At 68.4% G+C, this 24152-nt stretch carries 22 protein-coding genes; 13 read left to right on the forward strand and 9 right to left on the reverse strand.

The window, feature by feature from the left end; all coding sequences use genetic code 11:
• Window positions 1-56 precede the first annotated feature (56 nt).
• From kynB to kynA, 3 genes are read left to right on the forward strand one after another with little or no spacing between them, the layout of a single operon-like run.
• Complete coding sequence (kynB, locus tag WD026_RS06715) at window positions 57-686, forward strand: arylformamidase (protein WP_425722853.1); 630 nt, start codon at window positions 57-59, stop codon at window positions 684-686.
• Window positions 683-2011 carry a kynureninase gene (gene kynU, locus WD026_RS06720; protein ID WP_425722854.1) on the forward strand — a complete coding sequence of 443 codons (1329 nt, stop codon included), beginning with the start codon at window positions 683-685 and terminating at the stop codon, window positions 2009-2011. The genes kynB and kynU overlap by 4 nt, the downstream gene beginning before the upstream one ends.
• A gap of 10 nt (window positions 2012-2021) precedes the next feature.
• Window positions 2022-2930, forward strand: coding sequence for a tryptophan 2,3-dioxygenase (gene kynA / locus WD026_RS06725; RefSeq protein WP_425722855.1), 909 nt, complete (start codon window positions 2022-2024; stop codon window positions 2928-2930).
• Between the two features lie 6 nt (window positions 2931-2936).
• Here kynA and WD026_RS06730 read toward each other — a convergent pair whose 3' ends face one another.
• Genes WD026_RS06730 through WD026_RS06755 form a run of 6 tightly spaced genes read right to left on the reverse strand, consistent with a single transcriptional unit; the run spans window position 2937 to window position 9240 of the window.
• A complete protein-coding gene (locus WD026_RS06730) occupies window positions 2937-3935 on the reverse strand; it encodes a Bug family tripartite tricarboxylate transporter substrate binding protein (RefSeq protein WP_425722856.1) in 999 nt (332 codons plus the stop codon).
• Window positions 3932-5143: an FAD-dependent monooxygenase gene (locus WD026_RS06735; protein ID WP_425722857.1), complete on the reverse strand. Its 1212-nt coding sequence runs from the start codon at window positions 5141-5143 to the stop codon at window positions 3932-3934. The genes WD026_RS06730 and WD026_RS06735 overlap by 4 nt, the downstream gene beginning before the upstream one ends.
• Window positions 5144-5171: 28 nt before the next feature.
• Window positions 5172-6287: a VWA domain-containing protein gene (locus WD026_RS06740; protein ID WP_425722858.1), complete on the reverse strand. Its 1116-nt coding sequence runs from the start codon at window positions 6285-6287 to the stop codon at window positions 5172-5174.
• Window positions 6284-7303 carry a DUF58 domain-containing protein gene (locus WD026_RS06745; RefSeq protein ID WP_425722859.1) on the reverse strand — a complete coding sequence of 340 codons (1020 nt, stop codon included), beginning with the start codon at window positions 7301-7303 and terminating at the stop codon, window positions 6284-6286. Before WD026_RS06745 ends, WD026_RS06740 begins: the two co-directional genes overlap by 4 nt.
• Window positions 7304-7314: 11 nt before the next feature.
• The gene (locus tag WD026_RS06750; protein WP_425722860.1) at window positions 7315-8316 is read right to left on the reverse strand and encodes an AAA family ATPase; all 1002 of its coding nucleotides are present in this window, start codon (window positions 8314-8316) and stop codon (window positions 7315-7317) included.
• A 21-nt stretch (window positions 8317-8337) separates the two neighbouring features.
• The gene (locus WD026_RS06755; protein ID WP_425722861.1) at window positions 8338-9240 is read right to left on the reverse strand and encodes a S1C family serine protease; all 903 of its coding nucleotides are present in this window, start codon (window positions 9238-9240) and stop codon (window positions 8338-8340) included.
• A gap of 185 nt (window positions 9241-9425) precedes the next feature.
• On the opposite strand from WD026_RS06755, the gene WD026_RS06760 reads away from it, so the two are divergent.
• Complete coding sequence (locus WD026_RS06760) at window positions 9426-9896, forward strand: CesT family type III secretion system chaperone (protein ID WP_425722862.1); 471 nt, start codon at window positions 9426-9428, stop codon at window positions 9894-9896.
• A gap of 13 nt (window positions 9897-9909) precedes the next feature.
• Window positions 9910-11787 carry a hypothetical protein gene (locus WD026_RS06765; RefSeq protein WP_425722863.1) on the forward strand — a complete coding sequence of 626 codons (1878 nt, stop codon included), beginning with the start codon at window positions 9910-9912 and terminating at the stop codon, window positions 11785-11787.
• Between the two features lie 56 nt (window positions 11788-11843).
• Here the strand turns inward: WD026_RS06765 and acnB are convergent, their stop codons facing one another.
• From acnB to WD026_RS06780, 3 genes are read right to left on the reverse strand one after another with little or no spacing between them, the layout of a single operon-like run.
• On the reverse strand, window positions 11844-14444 hold the full coding sequence (gene acnB, locus WD026_RS06770; RefSeq protein ID WP_425722864.1) for a bifunctional aconitate hydratase 2/2-methylisocitrate dehydratase: 2601 nt from the start codon (window positions 14442-14444) through the stop codon (window positions 11844-11846).
• Window positions 14445-14470: 26 nt separating this feature from the next.
• Window positions 14471-15457 carry an HpcH/HpaI aldolase/citrate lyase family protein gene (locus tag WD026_RS06775; protein ID WP_425722865.1) on the reverse strand — a complete coding sequence of 329 codons (987 nt, stop codon included), beginning with the start codon at window positions 15455-15457 and terminating at the stop codon, window positions 14471-14473.
• Between the two features lie 16 nt (window positions 15458-15473).
• Entirely contained in the window at window positions 15474-16460 is a 987-nt protein-coding gene (locus WD026_RS06780) for a malate dehydrogenase (protein WP_425722866.1), read from the reverse strand.
• 130 nt (window positions 16461-16590) lie between these two features.
• On the opposite strand from WD026_RS06780, the gene WD026_RS06785 reads away from it, so the two are divergent.
• The 8 genes from WD026_RS06785 to leuC all read left to right on the forward strand — a co-directional run bounded on the left by WD026_RS06785 (window position 16591) and on the right by leuC (window position 24146).
• Window positions 16591-17400 (forward strand): GntR family transcriptional regulator, encoded by an 810-nt coding sequence (locus tag WD026_RS06785; protein WP_425722867.1) that lies wholly within the window; start codon window positions 16591-16593, stop codon window positions 17398-17400.
• Window positions 17401-17580: 180 nt separating this feature from the next.
• Window positions 17581-18012, forward strand: a complete 432-nt coding sequence (gene sdhC, locus WD026_RS06790; protein WP_425722868.1) for a succinate dehydrogenase, cytochrome b556 subunit — start codon at window positions 17581-17583, stop codon at window positions 18010-18012.
• 36 nt (window positions 18013-18048) lie between these two features.
• The gene (gene sdhD, locus WD026_RS06795) at window positions 18049-18414 is read left to right on the forward strand and encodes a succinate dehydrogenase, hydrophobic membrane anchor protein (protein WP_086119199.1); all 366 of its coding nucleotides are present in this window, start codon (window positions 18049-18051) and stop codon (window positions 18412-18414) included.
• 4 nt (window positions 18415-18418) lie between these two features.
• A complete protein-coding gene (sdhA, locus tag WD026_RS06800) occupies window positions 18419-20224 on the forward strand; it encodes a succinate dehydrogenase flavoprotein subunit (RefSeq protein ID WP_425722869.1) in 1806 nt (601 codons plus the stop codon).
• 20 nt (window positions 20225-20244) lie between these two features.
• Window positions 20245-20946 carry a succinate dehydrogenase iron-sulfur subunit gene (locus tag WD026_RS06805; protein ID WP_302175856.1) on the forward strand — a complete coding sequence of 234 codons (702 nt, stop codon included), beginning with the start codon at window positions 20245-20247 and terminating at the stop codon, window positions 20944-20946.
• Between the two features lie 25 nt (window positions 20947-20971).
• A complete protein-coding gene (locus WD026_RS06810; protein ID WP_425722870.1) occupies window positions 20972-21271 on the forward strand; it encodes a succinate dehydrogenase assembly factor 2 in 300 nt (99 codons plus the stop codon).
• Between the two features lie 19 nt (window positions 21272-21290).
• Window positions 21291-22598 carry a citrate synthase gene (locus WD026_RS06815; protein ID WP_425722871.1) on the forward strand — a complete coding sequence of 436 codons (1308 nt, stop codon included), beginning with the start codon at window positions 21291-21293 and terminating at the stop codon, window positions 22596-22598.
• A 126-nt stretch (window positions 22599-22724) separates the two neighbouring features.
• Window positions 22725-24146, forward strand: coding sequence for a 3-isopropylmalate dehydratase large subunit (gene leuC, locus WD026_RS06820; RefSeq protein WP_425722872.1), 1422 nt, complete (start codon window positions 22725-22727; stop codon window positions 24144-24146).
• Window positions 24147-24152: the final 6 nt, after the last annotated feature.

The following is a 24152-nucleotide window of genomic DNA, read 5'->3' on the forward strand; positions in this document are numbered from 1 at the left end:
GTCGTTGGAAATAACCGACACCACACGTTTTCGGCCGGTGCTACCTTCCCGGCTCCATGAAAACGCTCCGCGACATTTCGCCCCCTCTGCACGCCGGCTCGCCGGTGTTTCCGGGTGACACCGCCTATGCCCAGCAGTGGGTGGCCACCATCACGCCGGACTGCCCGGTGAACGTGGGCAGCCTCACGCTGTCGCCCCACACCGGCGCGCATGCCGATGCGCCGCTGCACTACGACCCGAGCGGACAGGCCATCGGCGAGGTCGACCTGACGCCCTACCTCGGCCCCTGCCGTGTGGTGCATGCCATCGGCATGGGACCGCTGGTGTTGCCGCAGCACATCCGGCATGCGCTGGTGGACGCACCGCCCCGCGTGCTCGTGCGCATGTACCGGCAGATGCCCCAGACCACCTTCGACACCGCCCTGCCCGCCTTCGACCCGGCCACCATCGAGCTGCTCGCGGCCCACGGCGTGGTGCTGGTGGGCACCGACAGCGCCAGCCTGGACCCGGCCGACAGCAAGACCCTGCCCAGCCACCAGGCGGTGCGCCGCCACGGCCTGCGGGTGCTGGAGAACCTGCTGCTCGACGACGTGCCCGAAGGCGACTACGAGCTCATCGCCCTGCCCCTGAAACTGACCACCGCCGACGCCTCCCCGGTGCGCGCGGTGCTGCGAGACCTGACATGACCACCACCCTCCACACCGATCTGCCCACCTCCCTGCAGGACTGCCGCGCGCTCGACGCGCAAGACCCGCTGCGCGCGCTGCGCGACCTGTTCGTCGTGCCTGAAGGCACCATCTACCTGGATGGCAATTCGCTCGGCGCCATGCCCGCCTCCGCCCCGGCCCGCGTGGCGCAGGTGGTACAGCAGGAATGGGGGCAGGACCTGATCCAGAGCTGGAACAAGGCCGGCTGGTTCGAGGCCCCGCGCCGGGTGGGCGACAAGATCGGCCGCCTCATCGGTGCCGGCCCCGGCACCACCGTGGCCACCGACAGCACCTCGGTCAACCTGTTCAAGGTGCTGAGCGCCGCCCTGCGCCAAAGCGCCCAGGACGCGCCCGGCCGCTGGCGCATCGTCAGCGAGCGCAGCAACTTCCCCACCGACCTCTACATCGCCGAAGCCCTGTGCAAGGACAAGGGCTGGGAGCTGGTGCTGGTGGACGACGCCGCCGACATTCCGGCTGCCCTGCAGGACCCCAAGGCCGCCATCCTCATGCTCACCCATGTGAACTACCGCACCGGGGCCATGCACGACATGGCGTCCGTCACGGCGGCTGCCCACGCGGCGGGCGTGCTGACGGTGTGGGACCTGGCGCACAGCGCTGGCGCGGTGCCGGTCGACCTGACGGGATCGGACGCCGACTTTGCGGTGGGCTGCGGCTACAAGTACCTCAATGGCGGCCCGGGCGCTCCGGCCTTCGTGTGGGTCAACCCGCGCCACGCCGACCGCTTCTGGCAACCGCTGGCCGGCTGGTGGGGCCATGCCGCACCGTTCGCCTTCACGCCCGACTACCAGCCCGCCCCCGGCATCGGCCGTTACCAGTGCGGCTCGCAGCCCATGATCAGCCTGGCCGCGCTGGAATGCGGCGTGGACACCGTGCTGGCGGCCGAAGCCCATGGCGGCATGGCTGCGCTGCGCCGCAAGTCGCTGGCACTCACCGATCTGTTCCGCCGCCTGGTGGAAGAGCGCTGTGCCGGTCACGGCCTGATGTGCGTGACGCCGTCCGACGAGCCGGCGCGCGGCTCGCAGGTGAGCCTGGTGCGCCAGACCGAGGCTGCCGATGAAGGCCACGCTGCCTACGCCATCGTGCAGGCACTGATCGCGCGTGGCGTGATCGGCGACTTCCGCGCCGGTGACGGTGCGGCGCACCCCGACATCCTGCGCTTCGGCTTCACGCCGCTGTACCTGCGCTTCGAAGACGTGTGGCAGGCCGTGGAGCACCTGTACCAGGTGCTGGCCACCGGCGAATGGCGCGAGCCGCGCTTTGCCCGCCGCCACGCCGTGACCTGAGGGGGCCGACATGACCGAACCGAACCACCGCGCGCCTGCGGCCAGCGGCTGCCCGTTCTCGGGCAACGGCGCATCGACCGATCCGCTGCCCGAGGCCATCGTCCACCAGGAAGGCGCCCAGCTCGACTTCAGCGCCGACATGAGCTACGGCGACTACCTGCAGCTCGACGCCATCCTCTCGGCGCAGAAGCCGCTCTCGCCCGCCCACGACGAGATGCTCTTCATCGTGCAGCACCAGACCAGCGAGCTGTGGATGAAGCTCATGCTGCACGAGCTGCACGCGGCCATCGCCCATGTCGCACGCGACGACCTTGCCCCGGCCTTCAAGATGCTGGCCCGGGTGAGCCGCATCATGGAACAGCTGGTGCACGCCTGGGACGTGCTGGCCACCATGACGCCGCCCGAGTACAGCGCGCTGCGGCCCTACCTGGCCCAGAGCAGCGGCTTCCAGAGCCACCAGTACCGCTGCATCGAGTTCGCCATGGGCAACAAGAACGCCGCCATGCTGCAGCCCCATGCCCACCACCCGGACCGGCGTGCGGTGGTGGATGCCGCGTGGCGCGCGCCGTCGCTGTACGACGAGGCCTTGCGCCTGCTGGCCCGGCGCGGCCTGCCGGTGCCGGCCAGCCACACCGAGCGCGACTGGACCCGCCCCTACGAGGCCAGCGAGGCGGTGGAGGCCGCCTGGCTGCAGGTCTACCGCGAGCCCCGCCAGCACTGGGATCTGTACCAGCTGGCCGAGGAGCTGGCCGACATCGAAGACAGCTTCCGGCTCTGGCGCTTCCGCCACCTCACCACGGTGGAACGGGTCATCGGCTTCAAGCGCGGCACCGGGGGCACCGGCGGCGTGAGCTACCTGCGCAAGATGCTCGACGTGGTGCTGTTCCCCGAGATCTGGACGCTGCGCACCGCGCTCTGAACGGCTTCAGCGCAGCGCCAGCGGCTGCAGCCGCCGTATCAGCGGCGCCATGAGGGCGGTGTCGGCCGCCATGCGCCGGGCCAGGCCTTCCGGTCCGGCGCCCACCACGCTCCAGCCCTGCTGCGCCATGGCGTCCCGCACGGCCGGCTCCCGCACCAGCCGGTTGAGCTCGGTGGCCAGGCGCTGCACCTGGGCGCCGGGCTGGCGGCGTGGCGCTGCCACGGCATTCCAGATCTCCAGCGACGGCAGGTCGATGCCCGACTCGGCCAGACCCGGCACCTCGGGTGCCAGCCCACTGCGGCCGGTGGACGTGGCCAGCAGCACCTGCAGCCGCCCGGCCCGCACCAGCGGCAGCGCCAGGCCCGGCGGCAGCAAGGCCATCTGCACCTCGCCGGCCAGCAAGGCCGCCACCACCTGCGGATTGCCCGGGTACGGCACATGCACCGCCGCCAGACCAGTGCGCTGCTGCAACAGCTCCATGCCCAGGTGACCGAGCGTGCCGATGCCGGGCGAACCGAAGTTCCAGCGGGCACCAGCCTCGCGGGCATGTGGCGCGAAGGCCTTGAACGGGGTGGGTGCCTGCGCCCCGGCGCACAGGAGCAGCGGCGCACTGCCCAGCAGGGCCACCGGGGCCAGATCGGTGGCCGGGTCGTAGGCGGTGGCGGGCTGCAGCAGCCGTGCGGTGGTGAGGTTGCCGTTGATCATCAGGCCCAGGGTGTGGCCGTCGGTGGCCCGGGCCACCAGCGTGGCGGCCAGGTTGCCGCCGGCCCCCACCCGGTTGTCCACCACCACCGGCTGGCCCAGCGCACGGGACAGCGGGTCGGCCAGCAGGCGCGCCATGAGATCCGGTGACGACCCGCCCGGAAAGCCCACCAGCAGCCGCAGCGGCCGTGTGGGCCACCGGCCTTCGGCCGCCGCCACGGGCAGGGCCACCCCGGCCACACTGGCTGCCATCGCCGGGGCGGCCAGCAGCCACTCCCGGCGGCTCAGTCCGATGGCCTTCATCCGGCCGGCAGCGGAGGCCCGCCGTAGAGCCACGGGTTGTCCATGAGTTTTTCGCCCAGCAGGTTCATGGCGGCATCCCGGCCCCAGCGCACCAGGCCCCGCGCGTGGAAGATGCGGCCATTGCGCAGCGACTTGGCCTGCACCCGGGCATTGCGCTCCCAGCGGCTGCGGGCGAACCGCTGGAACACCGCCGGCCAGTCCACCGGGTGCTGGTGGCGGTCGATCAGCTGGCCCAGCGTCCAGGCATCTTCCAGCGCCATGGCCGCGCCCTGGGCCAGGTAGGGCCGCAGCGGATGGGCCGCATCGCCCAGCAGCGCCACACGGCCCTGGGCATGCTCGTGCGGGCCGGTCATGGGCACCCTGTCGTGCAGGCTCCACAGCGTCCACGAGGGCACGGCATCGATGAGGCCTTGCAGGTCGGTGCCCAAGGGTCCCATGGCCCGCAGCAGGTCGGCGGTGAGCGCGTCCTGCGACCACTGGCGCGGATCGCTGCCGGCATGTCCCTGCCCGGCCCGGCCCTGCACCACGGCCACCACGTTGAACCAGCGGCCCTGGCGGATGGGGTAGTGCACCACGTGCATGCGCGGACCCAGCCAGGCATTGACGGTGTTGGTGGCCAGCGCGCGGGGCAGCCGGTCGGCCGGGATCATGCCCCGGTAGGCCAGATGGCCGGTGAGCCGGGGTGGTTCGGGTCCGAGCAGCCCGGTGCGCACGCGGCTCCACAGGCCGTCGCAACCGATGAGTGCCTCGCCCTGCAGGGTCTGACCGGCCTCCAGCCGCAGCGACACCCCGTCGGCCTGCGTCTCGAAGCTGGCGATGCGCGCATTCAGGCTCAGCGAGGCCGGCGCACCGGCCAGCAGGGCCGAGAGCAGCACGCGGTGCAGATCGGCCCGGTGCACGCTGGCATAGGGGTGTCCATAGCGGGCCAGGGCCGATGCGCCCAGGCGCATGTGGCCCAGCAGCTGCCCGTCCTGGGCGCTGCGCACCCGAAGCTCGTCCGGAAAGGACGCGTGTTCGTGCAGGGCCTCGGCCACGCCCCAGTCGGACAGCACCCGCATGGCGTTGGGGCCGAGCTGGATGCCGGCGCCGATCTCGCCGAAGGCCGGGGCCTGCTCCAGCACGGTCACCGGCACGCCGGAGCGCCCCAGGGCCAGCGCGCAGGCCAGGCCCCCGATGCCGCCACCGGCCACCAGAACATTGTTTTTCATGCCCTGGATTGTGCCGCCGGGCTGCGGCTCAGAGCACGCGATGGAACCACAGCAGCGACAGGCCCGCCGCCACCAGCGCCAGCGCGGCGCCCACCAGGGCCAGCAGGCCGGAGATCTCGGTTTCCTTCTTCTCCACCATCAGCCGCGCACCGAGCGACTCGTACACCTTCTTCAGGTTGTCGGCGGTGCCGGCATGAAAGTACTCGGCCTGTGTGGCCCGGGCCACCTGCTTGAGGCTGTCTTCGTCCAGCCGCACCCGCATGGACCAGCCTTCAAAGCCGATCACCTCGCCGTCCACCGTGCCCACGCCCACGGTGTAGACCCGCACGCCCCGATCGGCCGCCATCTGCGCGGCCTCGGCGGTGTCAACGCCGGTGGTGCGCTGGCCATCGGTGAGCAGGATGATCGCCGCCGACCCATACGAGCCCGGCGCCACCGGCGTGAAAGGCTTGTCCTGCGCGGCGGGCCGGTCGATGGCCCGGCCCTTGGGGGCGAAGGGATCGGTGTTGCGCTGGAAGGTCAGGTCGCCCAGGCTGATGTTCTGGTCGGGGAAGATCTCGGCCAGCGACACCACGATGGCGCTGCCGATGGCGGTGGCGCGCTGCAGCTGGAAGCGGTCGATGGCGGCCACCAGATCGTCGCGGCTGAGCGTGGGCGGCTGCACCACCTGGGCCGATCCGGCAAAGGCCACGATGCCCACCTTCACATGGCGCGGCAGCCCGGTCAGGAAGGCCTTGGCCGCCTCCTGCGAGGCCACCAGCCGGTTGGGCTTGACGTCCTCGGCCCGCATGCTGCCCGACACGTCCATGGCCAGGATGATGGTCTGCTGGGTCGACGGCAGGCGCAGCGTGGCCACCGGGCGTGCGGCCGCCAGCAGGCTGGCAGAGATGGCCAGCAGCAGCAGCAGGGGCGGCAGATGCCGGCGCCAGCCCGGGCCGCGCCCTGCCGCCTCGCGCACGATGGCCAGGCTGGCCAGCCGCACCGCACTCTTGCGCCGCCGCGACATCAGCCACAGGTACAGCAGCACCAGCAGCGGCAGCACCAGCAGCAGCCACAGCAGCTGCGGCCACAGGAAGGTGACCGGCGACTGCTGGAACCAGGCCGCCAGCGCAGCAGGATTGAAGGTCAGGGCGTCGGTGTTCATGCGGTGGCTCCTTCTGCCGACGGGACCGGGGCGGGGCGCCTGCGCGAACGCTGCCGGCGCAGATCCAGAAAACGGGTGAAGGCATCGGCCAGGTCGTCGTCGGTGGACAGCTCCAGCGTGTCCACGCCGCAGCGGGCCAGGCTCTCGCGCAGCTGGGCTTCGCGCTGGGCGGCAATGCGCGCAAAGCGCTGGCGGAACCCCCGGTCGCTGGTGTCGATCCAGAGCTGCTCGCCGGTCTCGGCGTCGCGCACCGGCAGCAGGCCGGCGTCGGGCAGCTCGATCTCCAGCGGATCGAACAGGCGCACCGCCACCACGTCGTGCCGCCGAGCCAGCGCGCCCAGGCCGGCCTCCCAGCCAGGCTCGCTGATGAAGTCCGACACCACGAACACGGTGGAGCGCTGGCGCACCACGTGGCCGGCCACCCGCAGCAGCTCGGCCAGCTGCGTGCCGCCGGCCGCATCACGCGCCGGGCTGGCCACCGCGGTGAGCACCTTCTGCACGATCTGCAGCAGGTGGCTGCGCCCGCCCCGGGCGGGCACCACCGCATCCACGCCGCCCGGGCCGCCGGCACCGAACAGCACCGCACCCACGCGGTTGCCGTGGCGGCCGATCAGGCGGCCGAGCACGGTGACGAAGGACAACGCCACCTCGCTCTTGCGCCGCGTGCCCGAGCCGAAGTCCACCGAGGGGCTGAGGTCCATCAGGAACCAGGCCGCCATCTCGCGGTCTTCGGTGAACACGCGCACATGCGGCTGCTGCAGCCGGGCGGTGACGTTCCAGTCGATGTGCCGCACATCGTCGTGCAGCTGGTATTCACGCAGGTCGGCCAGGTCCAGGCCGGCGCCCCGCATGAGGGTCCGGTGGTCGCCCTGCAGCAGCCCGTCGAGCCGGCGCAGCACGGTCCACTCCAGCCGCCGCACCAGCGCCTCGGCCCGGGCCGTCTCGGCTCGGGCAACCGGCACGGGCGCCGACGCCGGTTCGGGCTCGGATCGGCGGGACAACCAGCGCGGCCACATGGTCGGGGCCTTCAGGCAGCGCGCTGCTCGGGCGCCAGCGGACGGGCCGGCGGCGGCACATGCTTCATGATGCGTTCGATCAGCGCATCGCTGGTCAGGCCGTCGGACAGGCCCTCGTACGACAGCACCACGCGGTGCCGCAGCACGTCGGGCACCAGGTCGGTCATGTCCTCGGGCAGGGCATAGCTGCGGCCGCGCAGCATGGCCAGCGCCCGGGCACCCTCCACCAGGCCGATGGTGGCGCGCGGGCTGGCGCCGAAGGTGATGAAACGCGCCATGTCCTTGATGCCATGCCGCTCGGGCTGCCGCGTGGCCGACACCAGCCTGACCGCGTGCTGCACCAGCGAAGGATCGACATACACCTGCCGGCAGCGGGCCTGCAGCGCCGCCAGCTGGGTGGTGTCGGCCACCGAGCGCACGTGGATGGCCGGGCCGGTGACGCGCTCGACGATGACGTATTCCTCCTCGTCGGTCGGGTAGTCCACCACCACCTTCATCATGAAACGGTCCACCTGGGCCTCGGGCAGCGGGTAGGTGCCTTCGGTCTCGATCGGGTTCTGCGTGGCCATCACCAGGAAGGGTTCAGGCACGCGGTGGGTCTCGCCGGCGATCGTCACCTGCCGCTCCTGCATCACCTCCAGCAGGGCGCTCTGCACCTTGGCCGGTGCGCGGTTGATCTCGTCGGCCAGCAGCAGATTGGCAAACACCGGGCCGAGTGCGGTGCTGAAGTCGCCGGTCTTCTGGTTGTAGATGCGGGTGCCCACCAGATCGGCCGGCACCAGATCGGGTGTGAACTGGATGCGCTTGAAGCGGCCCTGCACCACCTCGGCCAGGGTCTTGACGGTGAGCGTCTTGGCCAGCCCCGGCACGCCTTCGACCAGCAGATGGCCCTGCGCCAGCATGGCCACCATCACCCGCTCCAGAAAGCGGTCCTGGCCCACCACCACCCGTTTGACCTCGTACAGGATCTGCTCCATGAGCTGGGCGGTGTCGGCGGCGGGGTCCTGGGTCATGGGAAGCTCCTGTGATGGGGTTCAGAACGGCGGCAATCCGGCGGCGGACGCCGCGCTCTCGATGGGCACCGCAAAACCGATGCCCACGAAGGTGCGCTGCTGGGTGGGATTGAGGATGCCGGTGACGATGCCGACCACCTCGCCGCTCATGGTGATCAGCGGCCCGCCCGAATTGCCCGGATTGGCCGCCGCGTCGAACTGGATGAGGTTGCGCACCTCCTGTTCGCCATCGGGCGACTTGAAGGAGCGGCCCAGGCCGGACACCACACCGGCCGACACCGACGGCCCGATGCCGAAGGGAAAGCCCACCGCCACCACCTCCTGGCCGGGCAGCAGGTCGTGGGTGGAGCGCATGGTGGCGGCCACCAGATCGTCCGGAATGGTGTGGGCCTGCAGCACGGCCAGATCGTTCTCGGGTTGCGCCCCCACGATGGTGGCGGCCGAATGGCTGCCGTCGGCAAACGTCAGCCGGATGCGCCGGGCATCGGCCACCACGTGCAGGTTGGTCAGGATGGTGCCCTTGTCGACGATGACCACGCCGGTGCCCACGCCGTCCTCGTCGTCATCGTCGGCATCGGTGCTGCCATAGGACTGCACCCGCACCACGGCCGGGCGGATCACCTCGGCCGCGCGGGCCGCCTGCGACGGCAGCACCTGGGTCGACAGGCTGCGCAGCACCGCCTGGTCGATGGCTTTCTGGGTCAGCGCCAGCGGTGCCGGACGGCTGGCCTGCCAGACCAGCAGGCCCACCAGCGCCGCCGCCAGGCCGGCCGACAGCAGCCATCCGGTGCGGGGAGAGCGCCACCGCTCGCGCCACGGCGGCCGGGACACCGGTGTTGCCTCGGCCGGTTCCACCGGTGCTGCCGCCACAGCCGATGCCGCCGATGGACGGCGCGAGGGGCTGTAGACGGCAGGTTTGCGCATGGGACTCCCCCTGGAAAGGACAAAACCATCATGCCGCGCTTCGGGCCCGGGCTCAAGCCATGTCCCAGCGCTCCGGCGGGCTGCCCGGCCGGCAGGGCCACCGCCACACAGGAACCGGCCCGCGACCAGTCGTTACGAAACGATCACCAATTTCACACAACCGCTTTTTCCCAGGAGACAACCCCATGAACCTGCTGGCCTTCCAGTCCCTCTGCCGCCAAGTGAGCCAGTCGCTCGCTGCCGACGACGTCGACGCGCTCGGCGAGAGCCGTCCGACCCCCATCCAGGGCGAAACCTTCCAGCTGCTGTGGCAGCCCGAGGGGCGTTCGGCGGTGCTGCTGACCTACCTGGGGCGGGTGAGCGACGAACACGCGCGGCAGGTGTACGAGCAGCTGCTGCTGGTGCAGCTCACCGGCTGGGACAACCCCGACCTGCGCTTCGGCTTCGATCCGGTCACCGGGCAGGTGCTGCTGTGCACCCGGCTGCCCGCCTTGGGCGAACTGGAAGAAAGCGCGCTCACGGCCCTGCTGCAGCGGCTGCTGGCCCAGGTGCAGAAATGGCGCGGGGACCTGCTCCAGCCGGCGCAGATGGAAACGCCGTGGGCGCACTTTCCGGATCCCGACGACGCACCGTCCGACCGTCCGACATCTGCTTGAACAGGGGAGCCCCATGAGCATTTCAAGCAGTTCCATCACAGTGTCCAGCCATTCCGGCAGCAGCTCCGTCAAGGTGTCCAGCCATTCCAGCAGCAACTCCGACGACATGACGCCGCAGCGGAAGGAGAAGAGAAAGGCCGCCAGTTCGAAGAGGCCGTACATGCGGCGACGACTGGCTCCGAAACATGTACGGCGATCGCCGTCGGTGTTCCTTCCCGAGAGCACGAAGGTCAGCCGCAAAGGGACTATCGGCTCCGAAGACAGTTCCCGCGAGCATTCCGGGAGCTCGCACGAGGACAGCACCGCATCAGCGGTCAGGTCGCTGGATCTGAATACCGTCATCAATGTCCTGCCCGAGGCGAACACGCCCCTTCCGGCAGGTGCTGCCACCTACGACCCGCTGAGGGCTTCCCTGCCCGGTGCGGCGTCCTACGCAGGGTCCTTCATGGTGGCCCGAGCCGCCCAGTTTGCATTGACTGTCTCGGGCAACACCAGGGAGGCCGCCATGGCCTATGCCACCCTGGCCGGCGTGCTGCACATCGGCATGGAGCCGATCGTGGGCGCGCTGCGAGCCAGGATGGGCATGCGCAGCGACAAGGACACCAAGAACTTCACCAACTTTGTGACCGCGCTGGCGGTTCATGTCCACAGCTCGATATGCAGCGACCAGGCAGGCATGGAGAAGGCCAACGAGCTGGCCCGCGATAGCCTGGCGCCTTACTTCGAAGGATGGGACAAGCGGAACGACCCCATGCCGGCGATCTGGGACCAGGCCCGGACCATGCTCATGGCGGGCGCCCGAGGATTCGCCAGCAACGAGCTGCCGTTTTTTGTGTTCGCGGTCGTCTACATGGTGACCAACCCTGCAGGACTCTGGGTGCGCTCGTCGTTGCTGGAAGGACACGCCAACCAGGACACCGCCAATGTCATGGACCTGTTCATGGGGATGATGGGGGGGGCGATAGCGGGCATCGGCACGGCAGGTGTGCAGAACGCTGCGAGAACCTTCTTCCAGCGCACAGGGCATGCCCCCCTGCGTGGCGACATCAAGCTGGCCCGGTTGAACAAGGGCGTCCTGAAGTTCAACCGGCATCAACTGGAATTGCTGAAACAGGCCTTGAAGGACAGCCGCGGCAGCCCCGACGTGGAGCCGGTGACAACGGGTGAGATCCGTGCCATCGAGGACGGCCTTTCCGACATCCTCAGAGTGACGGGTGCACCCGACCGGCCCGAGCAGATGAGGCTCCTGCTGGAGCAGCTCCCTTCTGAAGAACGCCATCGCTTGCTCCACGAAGTCCGCGTCAAGCTGAACAAGACCGTGTTGACCCAGCAAGGATTCGGGAAAAATGACACCGCCAAGGGAGCAAAGCCCTACTCCCTGGTCGACGCCATCGGAACCAACTACCTGGAGATGGTGGCCACCAAGGACGACGAAGGCATCTACCGGGTCGACCTCGGAAAAGTCAGGCGGACGGCCACCCGGACTGCGGTCAATGTGGCTGCGCTGATGGCATACGCCGTGGCGTTGGTCGATGCCATCAACACGGTGGCCCGATACGGGCCGGCCCATGCGGGCTCACAGACCAACACGACAGATCCGGAGGCTTTCGACGCCACCGCGGCAGAGGCCTACGGCAAGCTGGCGGCTCTGGGGTGGTCGCTGATCTCCTGCTGGGTTGGCGGCCGAGCCCTTGTACCGGTCGCCGAGCTGACCATGGCGGTCGTCACTGGCTTTGCGCACTGCAGCGGGTCGGTCGTGGGGTCGGTGGGCCACGCCGCAGCGAAGGCGGCGAAGGGTGTCTGGACATTCTTCGCGCCCGCCCCGATCACGAACGGACCGCCTCAAGAAGAAGACTCCACCTCCCCGATGGAGGGCGTGATCGCGGTGTGACAAAAAACCCCCGGGCCTCGCGGCGCCGGGGGTTTTTCCTGGGGTACGGAAACCCGTCAGACCGACACGCCCTTGGCGGTTTCGGCGTACTCCTCGATCTGGTCGAAGTTCATGTACTTGTAGACGCTGGCGGCGTCCTTGTTGATGATGCCCATGGCTTCCTGGTACTCGGCCACGGTGGGCAGCTTGCCCAGCTTGGACGCGATGGCCGCCAGCTCGGCCGAGGCCAGGAACACGTTGGTGTTCTTGCCCAGGCGGTTGGGGAAGTTGCGGGTGCTGGTGGACACCACGGTGGCACCCTCGCGCACCTGGGCCTGGTTGCCCATGCACAGGCTGCAGCCCGGCATTTCGGTGCGGGCACCGGCGGCGCCGAAGTTGGCGTAGTGGCCTTCCTTGATCAGCTCGCTCTCGTCCATCTTGGTCGGCGGGGCCACCCACAGCTTGACCGGGATGTCGCGCTGGCCACCCAGCAGCTTGGCGGCGGCACGGAAGTGGCCGATGTTGGTCATGCACGAACCGATGAAGGCTTCATCGATGGGCGTGCCGGCCACGTCGCTCAGCACCTTGGCGTCGTCCGGGTCGTTCGGGCAGCACAGCACCGGCTCTTTCAGCTCGTTGAGGTCGATCTCGATGACGGCGGCGTACTCGGCGTCCTTGTCGGCTTCGAGCAGGTTGGGGTTGGCCAGCCACTCTTCCACCTTGCGGATGCGGCGCTCCAGCGTGCGCTTGTCCTGGTAGCCGTCGGCGATCATGTTCTTCATCAGCACGATGTTGCTGGTGAGGTATTCCTTGATCGGCTCGGGGTTGAGCTTGATGGTGCAGCCGGCGGCCGAGCGCTCGGCCGAGGCGTCGGACAGCTCGAAGGCCTGTTCCACCTTCAGGTCGGGCAGACCTTCAATCTCGAGGATGCGGCCCGAGAAGATGTTCTTCTTGCCGGCCTTGGCCACGGTCAACAGACCGGCCTTGATGGCGTACAGCGGAATGGCGTGCACCAGGTCGCGCAGGGTCACGCCCGGCTGCATCTGGCCCTTGAAGCGCACCAGCACGCTCTCGGGCATGTCCAGTGGCATCACGCCGGTGGCGGCGCCGAAGGCCACCAGACCGGAGCCGGCCGGGAAGGAGATGCCGATGGGGAAACGGGTGTGCGAGTCACCGCCGGTGCCCACGGTGTCGGGCAGCAGCAGGCGGTTGAGCCAGCTGTGGATCACGCCGTCGCCCGGGCGCAGGGCCACGCCGCCGCGGTTGCTGATGAAGGCCGGCAGTTCGCGGTGGGTCTTCACGTCCACCGGCTTGGGGTAGGCGGCGGTGTGGCAGAACGACTGCATGACCAGGTCAGCCGAGAAGCCCAGGCAGGCCAGGTCCTTCAGCTCGTCGCGGGTCATGGGGCCGGTGGTGTCTTGCGAACCGACGGTGGTCATCTTGGGCTCGCAGTAGGTGCCCGGGCGGATGCCCTGGCCTTCCGGCAGGCCGCAGGCACGGCCGACCATCTTCTGCGCCAGCGTGAAGCCCTTGCCGGTGTCCTTGGGGGCGACCGGCAGGCGGAAGGCGGTGGAGGCCGGCAGGCCCAGGAACTCGCGGGCCTTGGCGGTCAGCGAGCGGCCGATGATCAGGTTGATGCGGCCACCGGCGCGCACTTCGTCGAGCAGCACCTGGTTCTTGAGCTGGAACTCGGTGACGGTCTGGCCGTTGCGGGTGATCTTGCCGTCGTAGGGCAGCACCTCGATCACGTCGCCCATCTCGAGCTTGCTCACGTCCACCTCGATGGGCAGCGAGCCGGAGTCTTCCTGGGTGTTGAAGAAGATGGGGGCGATCTTGCCGCCCAGGGTCACGCCGCCGAAGCGCTTGTTCGGCACGAAGGGGATGTCCTGGCCGGTGGCCCAGATCACCGAGTTGGTGGCCGACTTGCGGCTCGATCCGGTGCCCACCACGTCGCCCACGTAGGCCACCAGGTGGCCCTTCTTCTTGAGGTCCTCGATGAACTGCATCGGGCCGCGCTTGCCGTCTTCCTCGGGCTTGAAGGCCGCATCCGGACGGGTGTTCTTCAGCATGGCCAGGTAGTGCAGCGGAATGTCCGGACGGCTCCAGGCGTCAGGGGCCGGGGACAGGTCGTCGGTGTTGGTCTCGCCGGGCACCTTGAACACGGTCACGGTGATGGACTTCGGCACTTCAGGGCGGCTGGTGAACCACTCGGCATCGGCCCAGCTCTGCATGACTTCCTTGGCCTTGGCATTGCCGGCGCGGGCCTTCTCGGCCACGTCGTTGAAGAAGTCGAACATCAGCAGGGTCTTCTTCAGGCCCTCGGCGGCCACGCTGGCCACTTCGCTGTCGTCCAGCAGTTCGATCAGGGGGTGCACGTTGTAGCCGCCCACCATGGTGCCCAGCAGCTCGGTGGCCTTGGCCTTGGAGATCAGGCCGACCTTCACGTCACCATGGGCCACAGCGGCCAGGAAGCTGGCCTTGACCTTGGCGGCATCGTCCACGCCCGGGGGCACGCGGTGGGTGAGCAGGTCCAGCAGGAAGGCGTCTTCGCCGGCGGGCGGGTTCTTGATCAGCTCGATCAGGTCGGCCACCTGCTTGGCATCCAGCGGCAGCGGCGGGATGCCCAGGGCGGCGCGCTCGGCGGTGTGGGCGCGGTAGTCGGCGAGGAAGTTGGACATGGCGTTCTCCAGAAAAAGACAGGGATTCAGTGCGGGGCCAGCAGGGGGCGCACCGCGTCGGGGATGGTCCGGCCGGTGCGGTGGGCGCGCTCCAGCAGCTGCCAGTAGTAGCGGTAGCTGGCGCGGTCGTGCAGGCGGCCGTCCACCTGCACCGGCGCCCACTGCACGGCGGCAGCGCGGTCGATGACGGTGGCGGCCTGGTCGATCTCGTCATCGGCCGGCGCGAACGCGGCCAGGATGGGACGGATCTGGTCGGGGTGGATGCTCCACATGCGGGTGTAGCCCAGCTCGCGCGCAGCGCGCCGGGCTGCGGCCTGCAGGGCAGCGGTGTCGCGGAACTCGGTCACCACGCAGTGCGAGGGCACCTTGCCGTGGGCATGGCAGGCGCTGGCGATGTCCAGCTTGGCCCGCAGCACCAGCGGGTGGCTGAACTGGCCCTTGACACCCATGCCATCGGACGGGATGGCCCCGCCGTGCGCGGACACGAAGTCCATCAGGCCGAAGCTCAGGCTCTGGATGCGGGGGTGCGCCGCGATGTCGAAGGCGCGGTGCACCGCCGCCGGCGACTCGATGAGCGCATGCAGCATCAGGCCGGTGGCGCCGGCGGCGTCGAGTGCGGCGGCGGCCCGCTGCACGTCGGCCACGGACTCGACCTTGGGGACCATCACGTGGCACAGCCGGTGGCCGGCGCGGCCGACGATGGTGGCCACATCGGCCTCGAAAGCCGCGTGGTCCACCGGATGGACCCGCACCGCCACGCGGGCAGCGGGATCGGCCGAGAGCACCAGTTCGGTGACCAGGGCGGCGTGATCCGCCTCCCCGCCCACCGGGGCGCCGTCTTCACAGTCGAGGGTGATGTCGACCACGCTGGCGCCGAACTCCGCCTGCAGCTCGGCCTGCAGTTGCAGGCTCTTGCGCATGCGGGCTTCGACGCCGCTGTAGTGGTCGCACACCGGCAGCGCAAACGCCCCCGCCTGGGCGCCCAGAAGGATGCTGGCGGGGTTGGCGCTCACCGGAGTTACCAAGCGGTTACAGCAGGTGCTTGACGCCGTCCTGCTCGCCCTGCAGCTCGGCCAGGGTCTTGTCGATGCATTCCTGCGAGAAGGCGTCGATGGGCAGGCCCTCGACGATCTTGTACTCGCCGCCTTCGCAGGTGACCGGGTAGCCGAACATCACGTCCTTGGGGATGCCGTACTCGCCGTTGGAGGGCACGCCCATGGTGACCCACTTGCCGTTGGTGCCCAGGGCCCAGTCGCGCATGTGGTCGATGGCGGCGTTGGCAGCCGAGGCGGCCGACGACAGGCCGCGGGCGGCAATGATGGCGGCACCGCGCTTGCCCACGGTGGGCAGGAACACGTCCTTGTTCCAGGCGTGGTCGTTGATGGCGTCCTTCACGCTCTGGCCGTTGACGGTGGCAAAGCGGTAGTCGGCGTACATGGTGGGCGAGTGGTTGCCCCACACGGCCAGCTTCTCGATGTCGCCCACGGCGATGCCCATCTTGGCGGCGATCTGGCTGGCAGCACGGTTGTGGTCCAGGCGCAGCATGGCGGTGAAGTTCTTGCGCGGCAGGTCCGGCGCGCTCTTCATCGCGATGTAGGCGTTGGTGTTGGCGGGGTTGCCCACCACCAGCACGCGCACGTTGCGGCTGGCCACGGCGTTCAGGGCCTTGCCCTGGGCGGTGAAGATCTGGGCGTTGGCGGCCAGCAGGTCGGCACGCTCCATGCCGGGGCCACGGGGACGGGCACCCACCAGCAGGGCGTAGTCGGTGTCCTTGAAGGCGGTCATGGGGTCGCTGTGGGCTTCGATGCCGGCCAGCAGCGGGAAGGCGCAGTCTTCCAGTTCCATGATCACGCCCTTGAGGGCGTTCTGGGCTTTCTCGTCCGGAATTTCCAGCAGTTGCAGGATCACGGGCTGATCCTTGCCCAGCATTTCGCCCGAGGCGATGCGGAACAGCAGGGCGTAACCGATCTGGCCGGCGGCACCGGTGACGGCGACGCGAACAGGCTTCTTGCTCATGTGAAAACTCCAGGAAATGGCGGTTGTGAGAACTCCGGAGTGTACCCTCGCAAACCCTGAGGCGTCAATTTGTCTTATGTCTTATATAAGATATGATTAAGCGATTTCCGACCTTTCCGGCCACCGCTCCATGCCCCCATCACTGCCGCCCTCCGACACCACCCTGACGGGTGCGGACGCCGCTGCACCGCTGGCCGGCGCCGCCGGGGAAGCCGCACCGGCCTTCAGCCCGCTCTACCAGCAGATCAAGGTGCTGATCCTGCGCAGCCTGCAGGGTGGCGAATGGAAACCGGGCGACATGATCCCCAGCGAGCTGGAACTGGCCGCCCGCTACAAGGTGAGCCAGGGCACGGTGCGCAAGGCCATCGACGAGCTCGCCACCGACAACCTGCTGGTGCGTCGCCAGGGCAAGGGCACCTTCGTGGCCACCCATGCCGAACAGCACATCCAGTACCGCTTCCTGCGCCTGCTGCCCGACGGCGGATCGCTGGACGACCAGGGTCCGGCCGAGCGCCGCATCACCGAATGCCGCCGCCTGCGCGCCCCGGCCGAGGTGGCCCGCGCCCTGAACCTGCGCACCGGCGACGCCGTGCTGCAGGTGCGCCGGGTGCTGTCGTTCGGGGGCTCGCCCACCATCCTGGAAGACATCTGGCTGCCCGGCGGGCCCTTCAAGGGCCTCACGGTCGACACACTGTCCGACTACCGTGGCCCCATGTATGCCCTGTTCGAGGCCGAGTTCGGCGTGCGCATGGTGCGGGCGGTGGAAAAGCTCAAGGCCGTGGGTGCCGAGGCCGATGCAGCCGAGCTGCTGGCGGTGCCGGCCGGCAGCCCGCTGCTCAGCGTGGAGCGCACCGCCTACACCTACAACGATGTCCCCATGGAGCTGCGGCGCGGCCTCTACCGCACCGACAGCCGCCACTACCGCAACGAACTCAGCTGATGGCCCATGACAATCACTGCAATAGCCCACGTCCCGCCTGCGACGTCAGTTTTTGTCATGGTGCGTTGCAATAGAATTTGCGCCGGCCGGGGCTGAGTTACCAACCGGTTACAGCCTCACGATCCCCCCACCGCTCGCCCAGCGCCTGATCCCCCCGCTCCACGGAAGAAAGTCCCCACCATGTCCGAGTTGTCCCGCCAGCGGCCCCAGTTCCGCAACATCAACGCCTTCAAGGACCTCACCACCTACCGGCTGCCGGCCGCAGGCTGGGTGTCCATCCTGCACCGCATCAGCGGCGCCCTGATGTTCGTGCTGCTGCCCCTGATTGTGTGGCTGTTCGACACCTCGGTGTCGTCGGAAATCTCGTACGAGCGCTTCTCCAGCGCCTTCAGCGCCGGCATCGGCTTCGTGCCCGGCTGGCTGTTCAAGCTGGTGGTGCTGGCCCTCATCTGGGCCTACCTGCACCACCTGATTGCGGGTCTGCGCCACCTCTACATGGACGCCCGCCACGCCGTGACCAAGCAGTTCGGCAAATCGTCCGCCGTGGTCACCCTGGCACTGAGCATCGGCCTGACCGTGGTGCTGGGCGCCAAGCTGTTCGGCCTGTACTGATCTCCGCCCTCCCGGTCATTCCAAGGATTCCCGCACATGTCTGTCAACTACGGTTCCAAACGCGTCGTCACCGGCGCCCACTACGGCCTGCGCGACTGGCTGGCCCAGCGCATCACCGCCGGCCTGATGGCCCTGTTCACCCTGATCGTCCTGCTGCAGGTGGTGTTCACCAGCGGTCCGCTCGGTTATGAAGGTTGGGCGAGCATCTTTGCTCCGCAATGGATGAAGGCCCTGACCTTCGCCATGTTCCTGGCCCTGACCTACCACGTGTGGGTCGGCATCCGCGACATCTGGATGGACTACGTCAAGCCCGCCGCCGTGCGTCTGGTGCTGCACGTGTTCACCATGGTCTGGCTCCTGTCCTGCCTGGGCTGGGCCGTTCAAGTTCTCTGGAGAATCTGACCCCATGACTGCCACCTCCTCCCTCCCCAAGCGTCAGTTCGACGTCGTCATCGTCGGCGCCGGCGGCTCCGGCATGCGTGCCTCGCTGCAGCTGGCACGCGCCGGCCTGAAAGTGGCCGTGCTGTCCAAGGTCTTCCCCACCCGCTCGCACACCGTCGCAGCCCAGGGCGGCATCGGCGCCAGCCTGGGCAACATGAGCGAAGACAACTGGCACTACCACTTCTACGACACCATCAAGGGCTCCGACTGGCTGGGCGACCAGGACGCCATCGAGTTCATGTGCCGTGAGGCACCGAAGGTGGTGTACGAGCTCGAGCACTTCGGCATGCCGTTCGACCGCAACCCCGACGGCACCATCTACCAGCGCCCCTTCGGCGGCCACACCGCCAACTACGGCGAGAAGGCCGTGCCGCGCGCCTGCGCTGCGGCCGACCGCACCGGCCACGCCATGCTGCACACCCTGTACCAGCAGAACGTGGCAGCCCGCACCACCTTCTTCGTGGAGTGGATGGCCCTGGACCTGGTGCGCGACGCCGAAGGCGACGTGGTGGGCGTGACCGCCCTCGAGATGGAGACCGGCGAGGTCTACCTGCTCGAAGCCAAGACCACCCTGCTGGCCACCGGAGGTGCCGGCCGCATCTACGCCGCCTCCACCAACGCCTTCATCAACACCGGCGACGGCCTGGGCATGGCCGCCCGTGCCGGCATCCCGCTGGAAGACATGGAGTTCTGGCAGTTCCACCCCACCGGCGTGGCCGGTGCCGGCGTGCTGCTGACCGAAGGCTGCCGCGGCGAAGGCGCCTTCCTGGTCAACTCCGAAGGCGAGCGCTTCATGGAGCGTTACGCGCCCACCCTGAAGGACCTGGCCCCGCGCGACTTCGTCTCGCGCTGCATGGACCAGGAAATCAAGGAAGGCCGTGGCTGCGGTCCCAACAAGGACCACGTGCTGCTGAACTTCAGCTACCTCAGCGCCGAGACCATCCACAAGCGCCTGCCCTCGGTCTACGAGATCGGCGTGAACTTCGCCAACGTCGACATCACCCGCGAGCCGATCCCGGTGGTGCCCACCATCCACTACCAGATGGGCGGCATTCCCACCAACATCCACGGCCAGGTCGTGGTGCCCGACGGCCAGGGCGGCCAGAAGCCGGTGAACGGCCTGTACGCCGTGGGCGAATGCTCCTGCGTGAGCGTGCACGGCGCCAACCGCCTGGGCACCAACTCGCTGCTCGACCTGCTGGTGTTCGGCCGCGCTGCCGGCAACCACATCGTCCAGTACAACGACAAGAACAAGACCCACAAGCCGGTGCCGGCCGACGGTGCCGACCGCACCCTGGCGCGCCTGGCCCGCCTGGATGCCGCCACCGACGGCGAGTACGCCCAGGACGTGGCCAACGACATCCGCGCCACCATGCAGCAGCACGCCGGCGTGTTCCGCACCCAGGCCAGCATGGACGAGGGCGTGGCCAAGATCAACGCCATCCGCAGCCGTGTGAACCACATCGGCCTGAAGGACAAGTCCAAGGTCTTCAACACCGCGCGCATCGAGGCGCTGGAAGTCGAGAACCTGATCGAGGCTGCCCAGGCCACCATGACCTCGGCCGCGGCCCGCAAGGAATGCCGCGGTGCCCACACGGTGTACGACTACGAGCGCCCCGCCGACGACGCCCAGTTCCCGCTGGGCCGCAACGACGGCGAGTGGATGAAGCACACCCTGTGGCACAGCGCCGACAACAGCCTGAGCTACAAGCCGGTGAACCTGAAGCCGCTGACCGTGGAATCGGTCCCGCCCAAGGTCCGCACCTTCTGATCACGTCCCGGAGCAACGACATGAAACGCACCTTCAAGATCTACCGTTACGACCCCGAGAAGGACGCCAAGCCGTACATGCAGACCATCGAGGTCGAGCTGGATGGCAACGAGCGCATGCTGCTGGACGCCCTGATGAAGCTCAAGGCGCTCGACCCGTCGATCTCGTTCCGCCGCTCCTGCCGCGAAGGCGTGTGCGGTTCGGACGCCATGAACATCAACGGCAAGAACGGTCTGGCCTGCCTGACCAACATGAACACGCTGCCTGGCGTGATCACGCTCAAGCCGCTGCCCGGCCTGCCGGTGGTGCGCGACCTCATCGTCGACATGACGCTGTTCTTCAAGCAGTACAACAGCATCAAGCCGTACCTGATCAACGACACCACGCCGCCCGAGAAGGAGCGTCTGCAGTCGCCCGAAGAGCGCGAAGAGCTCAACGGCCTGTACGAGTGCATCCTGTGCGCCAGCTGCTCCACCAGCTGCCCCAGCTTCTGGTGGAACCCGGACAAGTTCGTCGGCCCGGCCGGCCTGCTGCAGGCCTACCGCTTCATCGCCGACAGCCGCGACCAGGGTACCGCCGAACGCCTGGACAACCTGGAAGATCCGTACCGCCTGTTCCGCTGCCACACCATCATGAACTGCGTCGATGTGTGCCCCAAGGGTCTGAACCCGACCAAGGCCATCGGCAAGATCAAGGAAATGATGGTGATGCGTTCGGTCTGAGACCGCGCGCACACCCCGCTCCACCATGACCAGCACCACCTCCGTCGACGATGCCCTGCTCGACGAGCGCGCCCTGAGCAAGCTGCGCTGGCGGTGCCGCCGTGGACTGCTCGAGAACGATCTGTTCATCGAGCGCTTCTTCGCCCGGCACGCCTCGACCCTGACCGTGCGTCAGGCCGAGGCCCTGGGTCTGCTGATGGACCTGTCCGACAACGATCTGCTCGATCTGCTGCTCGGACGCCGTTCACCTGAGGGCCCGCTGGCCCACGACGATGTCGTCCAGGTGCTCGGTCTGCTGCGTGCAGCTCGGTCCAACCCACATTGACCACCAGAGGGAAACCCGCATGAAACTCGTCGACAACAAAGCCACCCTGTCGTTCTCCAACGGAAGCCCGAGCGTTGACCTGCCGGTGTACGGCGGCAACATCGGTCCGGACGTGATCGACATCCGGAAGCTGTATGCGCAGACGGGCATGTTCACCTACGACCCGGGTTTCCTGTCCACCGCGTCCTGCCAGTCGGCCATCACCTACATCGACGGCGACAAGGGCGAGCTGCTGTACCGCGGCTACCCCATCGAGCAGCTGGCCACCCACTGCGACTACCTGGACACCTGCTTCCTGCTGCTCAACGGCGAGCTGCCCAACGAGCAGGAGCGCACCGACTTCCACAAGCTCGTGACCAACCACACCATGGTCAACGAGCAGATGCAGTTCTTCCTGCGCGGCTTCCGCCGCGACGCCCACCCCATGGCCGTGCTGACCGGTCTGGTGGGCGCCCTGTCGGCCTTCTACCACGACAGCACCGACATCAATAACCCCGAGCACCGCCGCATCGCCGCGATCCGCCTGATCGCCAAGATGCCCACGCTGGTGGCCATGTCCTACAAGTACGGCATCGGTCAGCCGTACATGTACCCGCAGAACAACCTGAGCTATGCCGGCAACTTCCTGCGCATGATGTTCGGCACCCCCTGCGAGGAATACCAGGTCAATCCGGTGCTCGAGCGCGCCCTGGACCGCATCTTCATCCTGCACGCCGACCACGAGCAGAACGCATCCACCTCCACCGTGCGCCTGTGCGGCTCGTCGGGCACCAACCCGTTCGCGGCCATCGCCGCCGGTGTGGCCTGCCTGTGGGGCCCCGCCCACGGCGGCGCCAACGAGGCCTGCCTGAACATGCTGGAAGACATCCAGCGCAACGGCGGCATTGCCAAGGTCGGCGAGTTCATGAACCAGGTCAAGGACAAGAACTCCGGCGTCAAGCTGATGGGCTTCGGCCACCGCGTCTACAAGAACTACGACCCGCGCGCCAAGCTGATGCAGGAAACCTGCAACGAGGTGCTGCAGGAGCTGGGCCTGGAAAACGACCCGCTGTTCAAGCTGGCCAAGGAGCTGGAGAAGATCGCCCTGGAAGACGAGTACTTCGTCTCGCGCAAGCTCTACCCGAACGTGGACTTCTATTCCGGCATCGTGCAGCGCGCCATCGGCATCCCGGTCAACCTGTTCACCGGCATCTTCGCCCTGGCCCGCACCGTGGGCTGGATCGCCCAGCTCAACGAGATGATCGGCGACCCCGAGTACAAGATCGGCCGTCCGCGCCAGCTGTTCACCGGCTCGCCGCGCCGCGACGTGCCCGCTGCGAAGAAGTGATCGCCCTGCATCGGCCGCCCGGCCGGTGCCAGCGCCCGCCACGCCTTGGGGTGTGGCGGGCGCATTCACGTCAGACCCCGTAAAATCGCCGGTTCCTTCAAGCGGCCGCTTTGCCACACCACTGCCATGGGACGCACGCTCTACGACAAGATCTGGGACGAACACGTCGTCCACACCGAAGAAGACGGCACCGCCGTGCTCTACATCGACCGCCACCTGGTGCATGAAGTCACCAGCCCGCAGGCCTTTGAGGGCCTGCGCCAGGCGGGTCGCAAGGTCTGGCGGGTGAGTTCGGTGGTGGCCACGGCCGACCACAACACCCCCACCACCGGCTGGGAACAGGGCTACGACGGCATTGCCGACCCGATCAGCAAGGAACAGATCACCACGCTGGACAGCAACATCGCCGAGTTCGGCGCGGCGGCGTTCTTTCCGTTCATGTCCAAGCGCCAGGGCATCGTGCACGTCATCGGCCCCGAGAACGGTGCCACCCTGCCGGGCATGACCGTGGTCTGCGGCGACTCGCACACCAGCACCCACGGTGCCTTCGGTGCCCTGGCCCACGGCATCGGCACCAGCGAGGTCGAGCATGTGCTGGCCACGCAGACGCTGCTGGCCAAGAAGGCGAAGAACATGCTGATCCGCGTCGAGGGCGCGCTGGCCCGCGGCGTGACCGCCAAGGACGTGGTGCTGGCCATCATCGGCCGCATCGGCACCGCCGGCGGTACCGGCTACACCATCGAGTTCGGTGGCTCGGCCATCCGCTCGCTCAGCATGGAAGGCCGCATGACGGTCTGCAACATGGCCATCGAGGCCGGCGCCCGCGCCGGTCTGGTGGCCGTGGACGACAAGACCATCGAATACGTCAAGGGCCGTCCGCTCGCCCCCACCGGAGTGGAGTGGGACCAGGCTGTCGCCTACTGGAAGACGCTGCACTCCGACGCCGACGCGAAGTTCGACACCGTGGTCGAGCTGGACGCCACGCAGATCCTGCCGCAGGTCACCTGGGGCACCTCGCCCGAAATGGTGCTCGGCATCGACGGCCAGGTGCCCGATCCCGACAAGGAAAAGGACACCATCAAGCGCGGCGCCATCGAGCGTGCCCTGACCTACATGGCCCTGGAACCCGGCAAGCGCCTGGACGACATCTTTGTCGACAAGGTCTTCATCGGCTCCTGCACCAACAGCCGCATCGAGGACATGCGGGAAGCTGCCGCGGTCATCAAGAAGCTCGGCCGCAAGGTGGCGCGCAACGTCAAGCTGGCCATGGTGGTGCCGGGCTCCGGCCTGGTGAAGGCCCAGGCCGAGCGCGAAGGCCTGCACGAGATCTTCAAGGCCGCCGGCTTCGAATGGCGCGAGCCGGGCTGCAGCATGTGCCTGGCCATGAACGCCGACCGGCTGGAGCCGGGCGAGCGCTGCGCCTCCACCAGCAACCGCAACTTCGAAGGCCGCCAGGGTGCCGGCGGCCGCACGCATCTGGTTTCTCCGGCCATGGCCGCGGCCGCGGCCGTGCATGGCCACTTCGTCGACGTCCGTCAATTTGCCTGAAAGGAA

The sequence above is a fragment of the Hydrogenophaga sp. R2 genome (assembly GCF_049843595.1).
In the GTDB taxonomy this organism is placed as follows: domain Bacteria; phylum Pseudomonadota; class Gammaproteobacteria; order Burkholderiales; family Burkholderiaceae_C; genus Hydrogenophaga.

What these genes read in the sequence shown, in the direction of transcription:
- kynB (WP_425722853.1), top strand. Translation starts at nt 57, where the DNA reads ATGAAAACGCTCCGCGACATTTCGCCCCCTCTGCACGCCGGCTCGCCG.
- kynU (WP_425722854.1), top strand. Translation starts at nt 683, where the DNA reads ATGACCACCACCCTCCACACCGATCTGCCCACCTCCCTGCAGGACTGC.
- kynA (WP_425722855.1), top strand. Translation starts at nt 2,022, where the DNA reads ATGACCGAACCGAACCACCGCGCGCCTGCGGCCAGCGGCTGCCCGTTC.
- WD026_RS06730 (WP_425722856.1), bottom strand. Translation starts at nt 3,935, where the DNA reads ATGAAGGCCATCGGACTGAGCCGCCGGGAGTGGCTGCTGGCCGCCCCG.
- WD026_RS06735 (WP_425722857.1), bottom strand. Translation starts at nt 5,143, where the DNA reads ATGAAAAACAATGTTCTGGTGGCCGGTGGCGGCATCGGGGGCCTGGCC.
- WD026_RS06740 (WP_425722858.1), bottom strand. Translation starts at nt 6,287, where the DNA reads ATGAACACCGACGCCCTGACCTTCAATCCTGCTGCGCTGGCGGCCTGG.
- WD026_RS06745 (WP_425722859.1), bottom strand. Translation starts at nt 7,303, where the DNA reads ATGTGGCCGCGCTGGTTGTCCCGCCGATCCGAGCCCGAACCGGCGTCG.
- WD026_RS06750 (WP_425722860.1), bottom strand. Translation starts at nt 8,316, where the DNA reads ATGACCCAGGACCCCGCCGCCGACACCGCCCAGCTCATGGAGCAGATC.
- WD026_RS06755 (WP_425722861.1), bottom strand. Translation starts at nt 9,240, where the DNA reads ATGCGCAAACCTGCCGTCTACAGCCCCTCGCGCCGTCCATCGGCGGCA.
- WD026_RS06760 (WP_425722862.1), top strand. Translation starts at nt 9,426, where the DNA reads ATGAACCTGCTGGCCTTCCAGTCCCTCTGCCGCCAAGTGAGCCAGTCG.
- WD026_RS06765 (WP_425722863.1), top strand. Translation starts at nt 9,910, where the DNA reads ATGAGCATTTCAAGCAGTTCCATCACAGTGTCCAGCCATTCCGGCAGC.
- acnB (WP_425722864.1), bottom strand. Translation starts at nt 14,444, where the DNA reads ATGTCCAACTTCCTCGCCGACTACCGCGCCCACACCGCCGAGCGCGCC.
- WD026_RS06780 (WP_425722866.1), bottom strand. Translation starts at nt 16,460, where the DNA reads ATGAGCAAGAAGCCTGTTCGCGTCGCCGTCACCGGTGCCGCCGGCCAG.
- WD026_RS06785 (WP_425722867.1), top strand. Translation starts at nt 16,591, where the DNA reads ATGCCCCCATCACTGCCGCCCTCCGACACCACCCTGACGGGTGCGGAC.
- sdhC (WP_425722868.1), top strand. Translation starts at nt 17,581, where the DNA reads ATGTCCGAGTTGTCCCGCCAGCGGCCCCAGTTCCGCAACATCAACGCC.
- sdhD (WP_086119199.1), top strand. Translation starts at nt 18,049, where the DNA reads ATGTCTGTCAACTACGGTTCCAAACGCGTCGTCACCGGCGCCCACTAC.
- sdhA (WP_425722869.1), top strand. Translation starts at nt 18,419, where the DNA reads ATGACTGCCACCTCCTCCCTCCCCAAGCGTCAGTTCGACGTCGTCATC.
- WD026_RS06805 (WP_302175856.1), top strand. Translation starts at nt 20,245, where the DNA reads ATGAAACGCACCTTCAAGATCTACCGTTACGACCCCGAGAAGGACGCC.
- WD026_RS06810 (WP_425722870.1), top strand. Translation starts at nt 20,972, where the DNA reads ATGACCAGCACCACCTCCGTCGACGATGCCCTGCTCGACGAGCGCGCC.
- WD026_RS06815 (WP_425722871.1), top strand. Translation starts at nt 21,291, where the DNA reads ATGAAACTCGTCGACAACAAAGCCACCCTGTCGTTCTCCAACGGAAGC.
- leuC (WP_425722872.1), top strand. Translation starts at nt 22,725, where the DNA reads ATGGGACGCACGCTCTACGACAAGATCTGGGACGAACACGTCGTCCAC.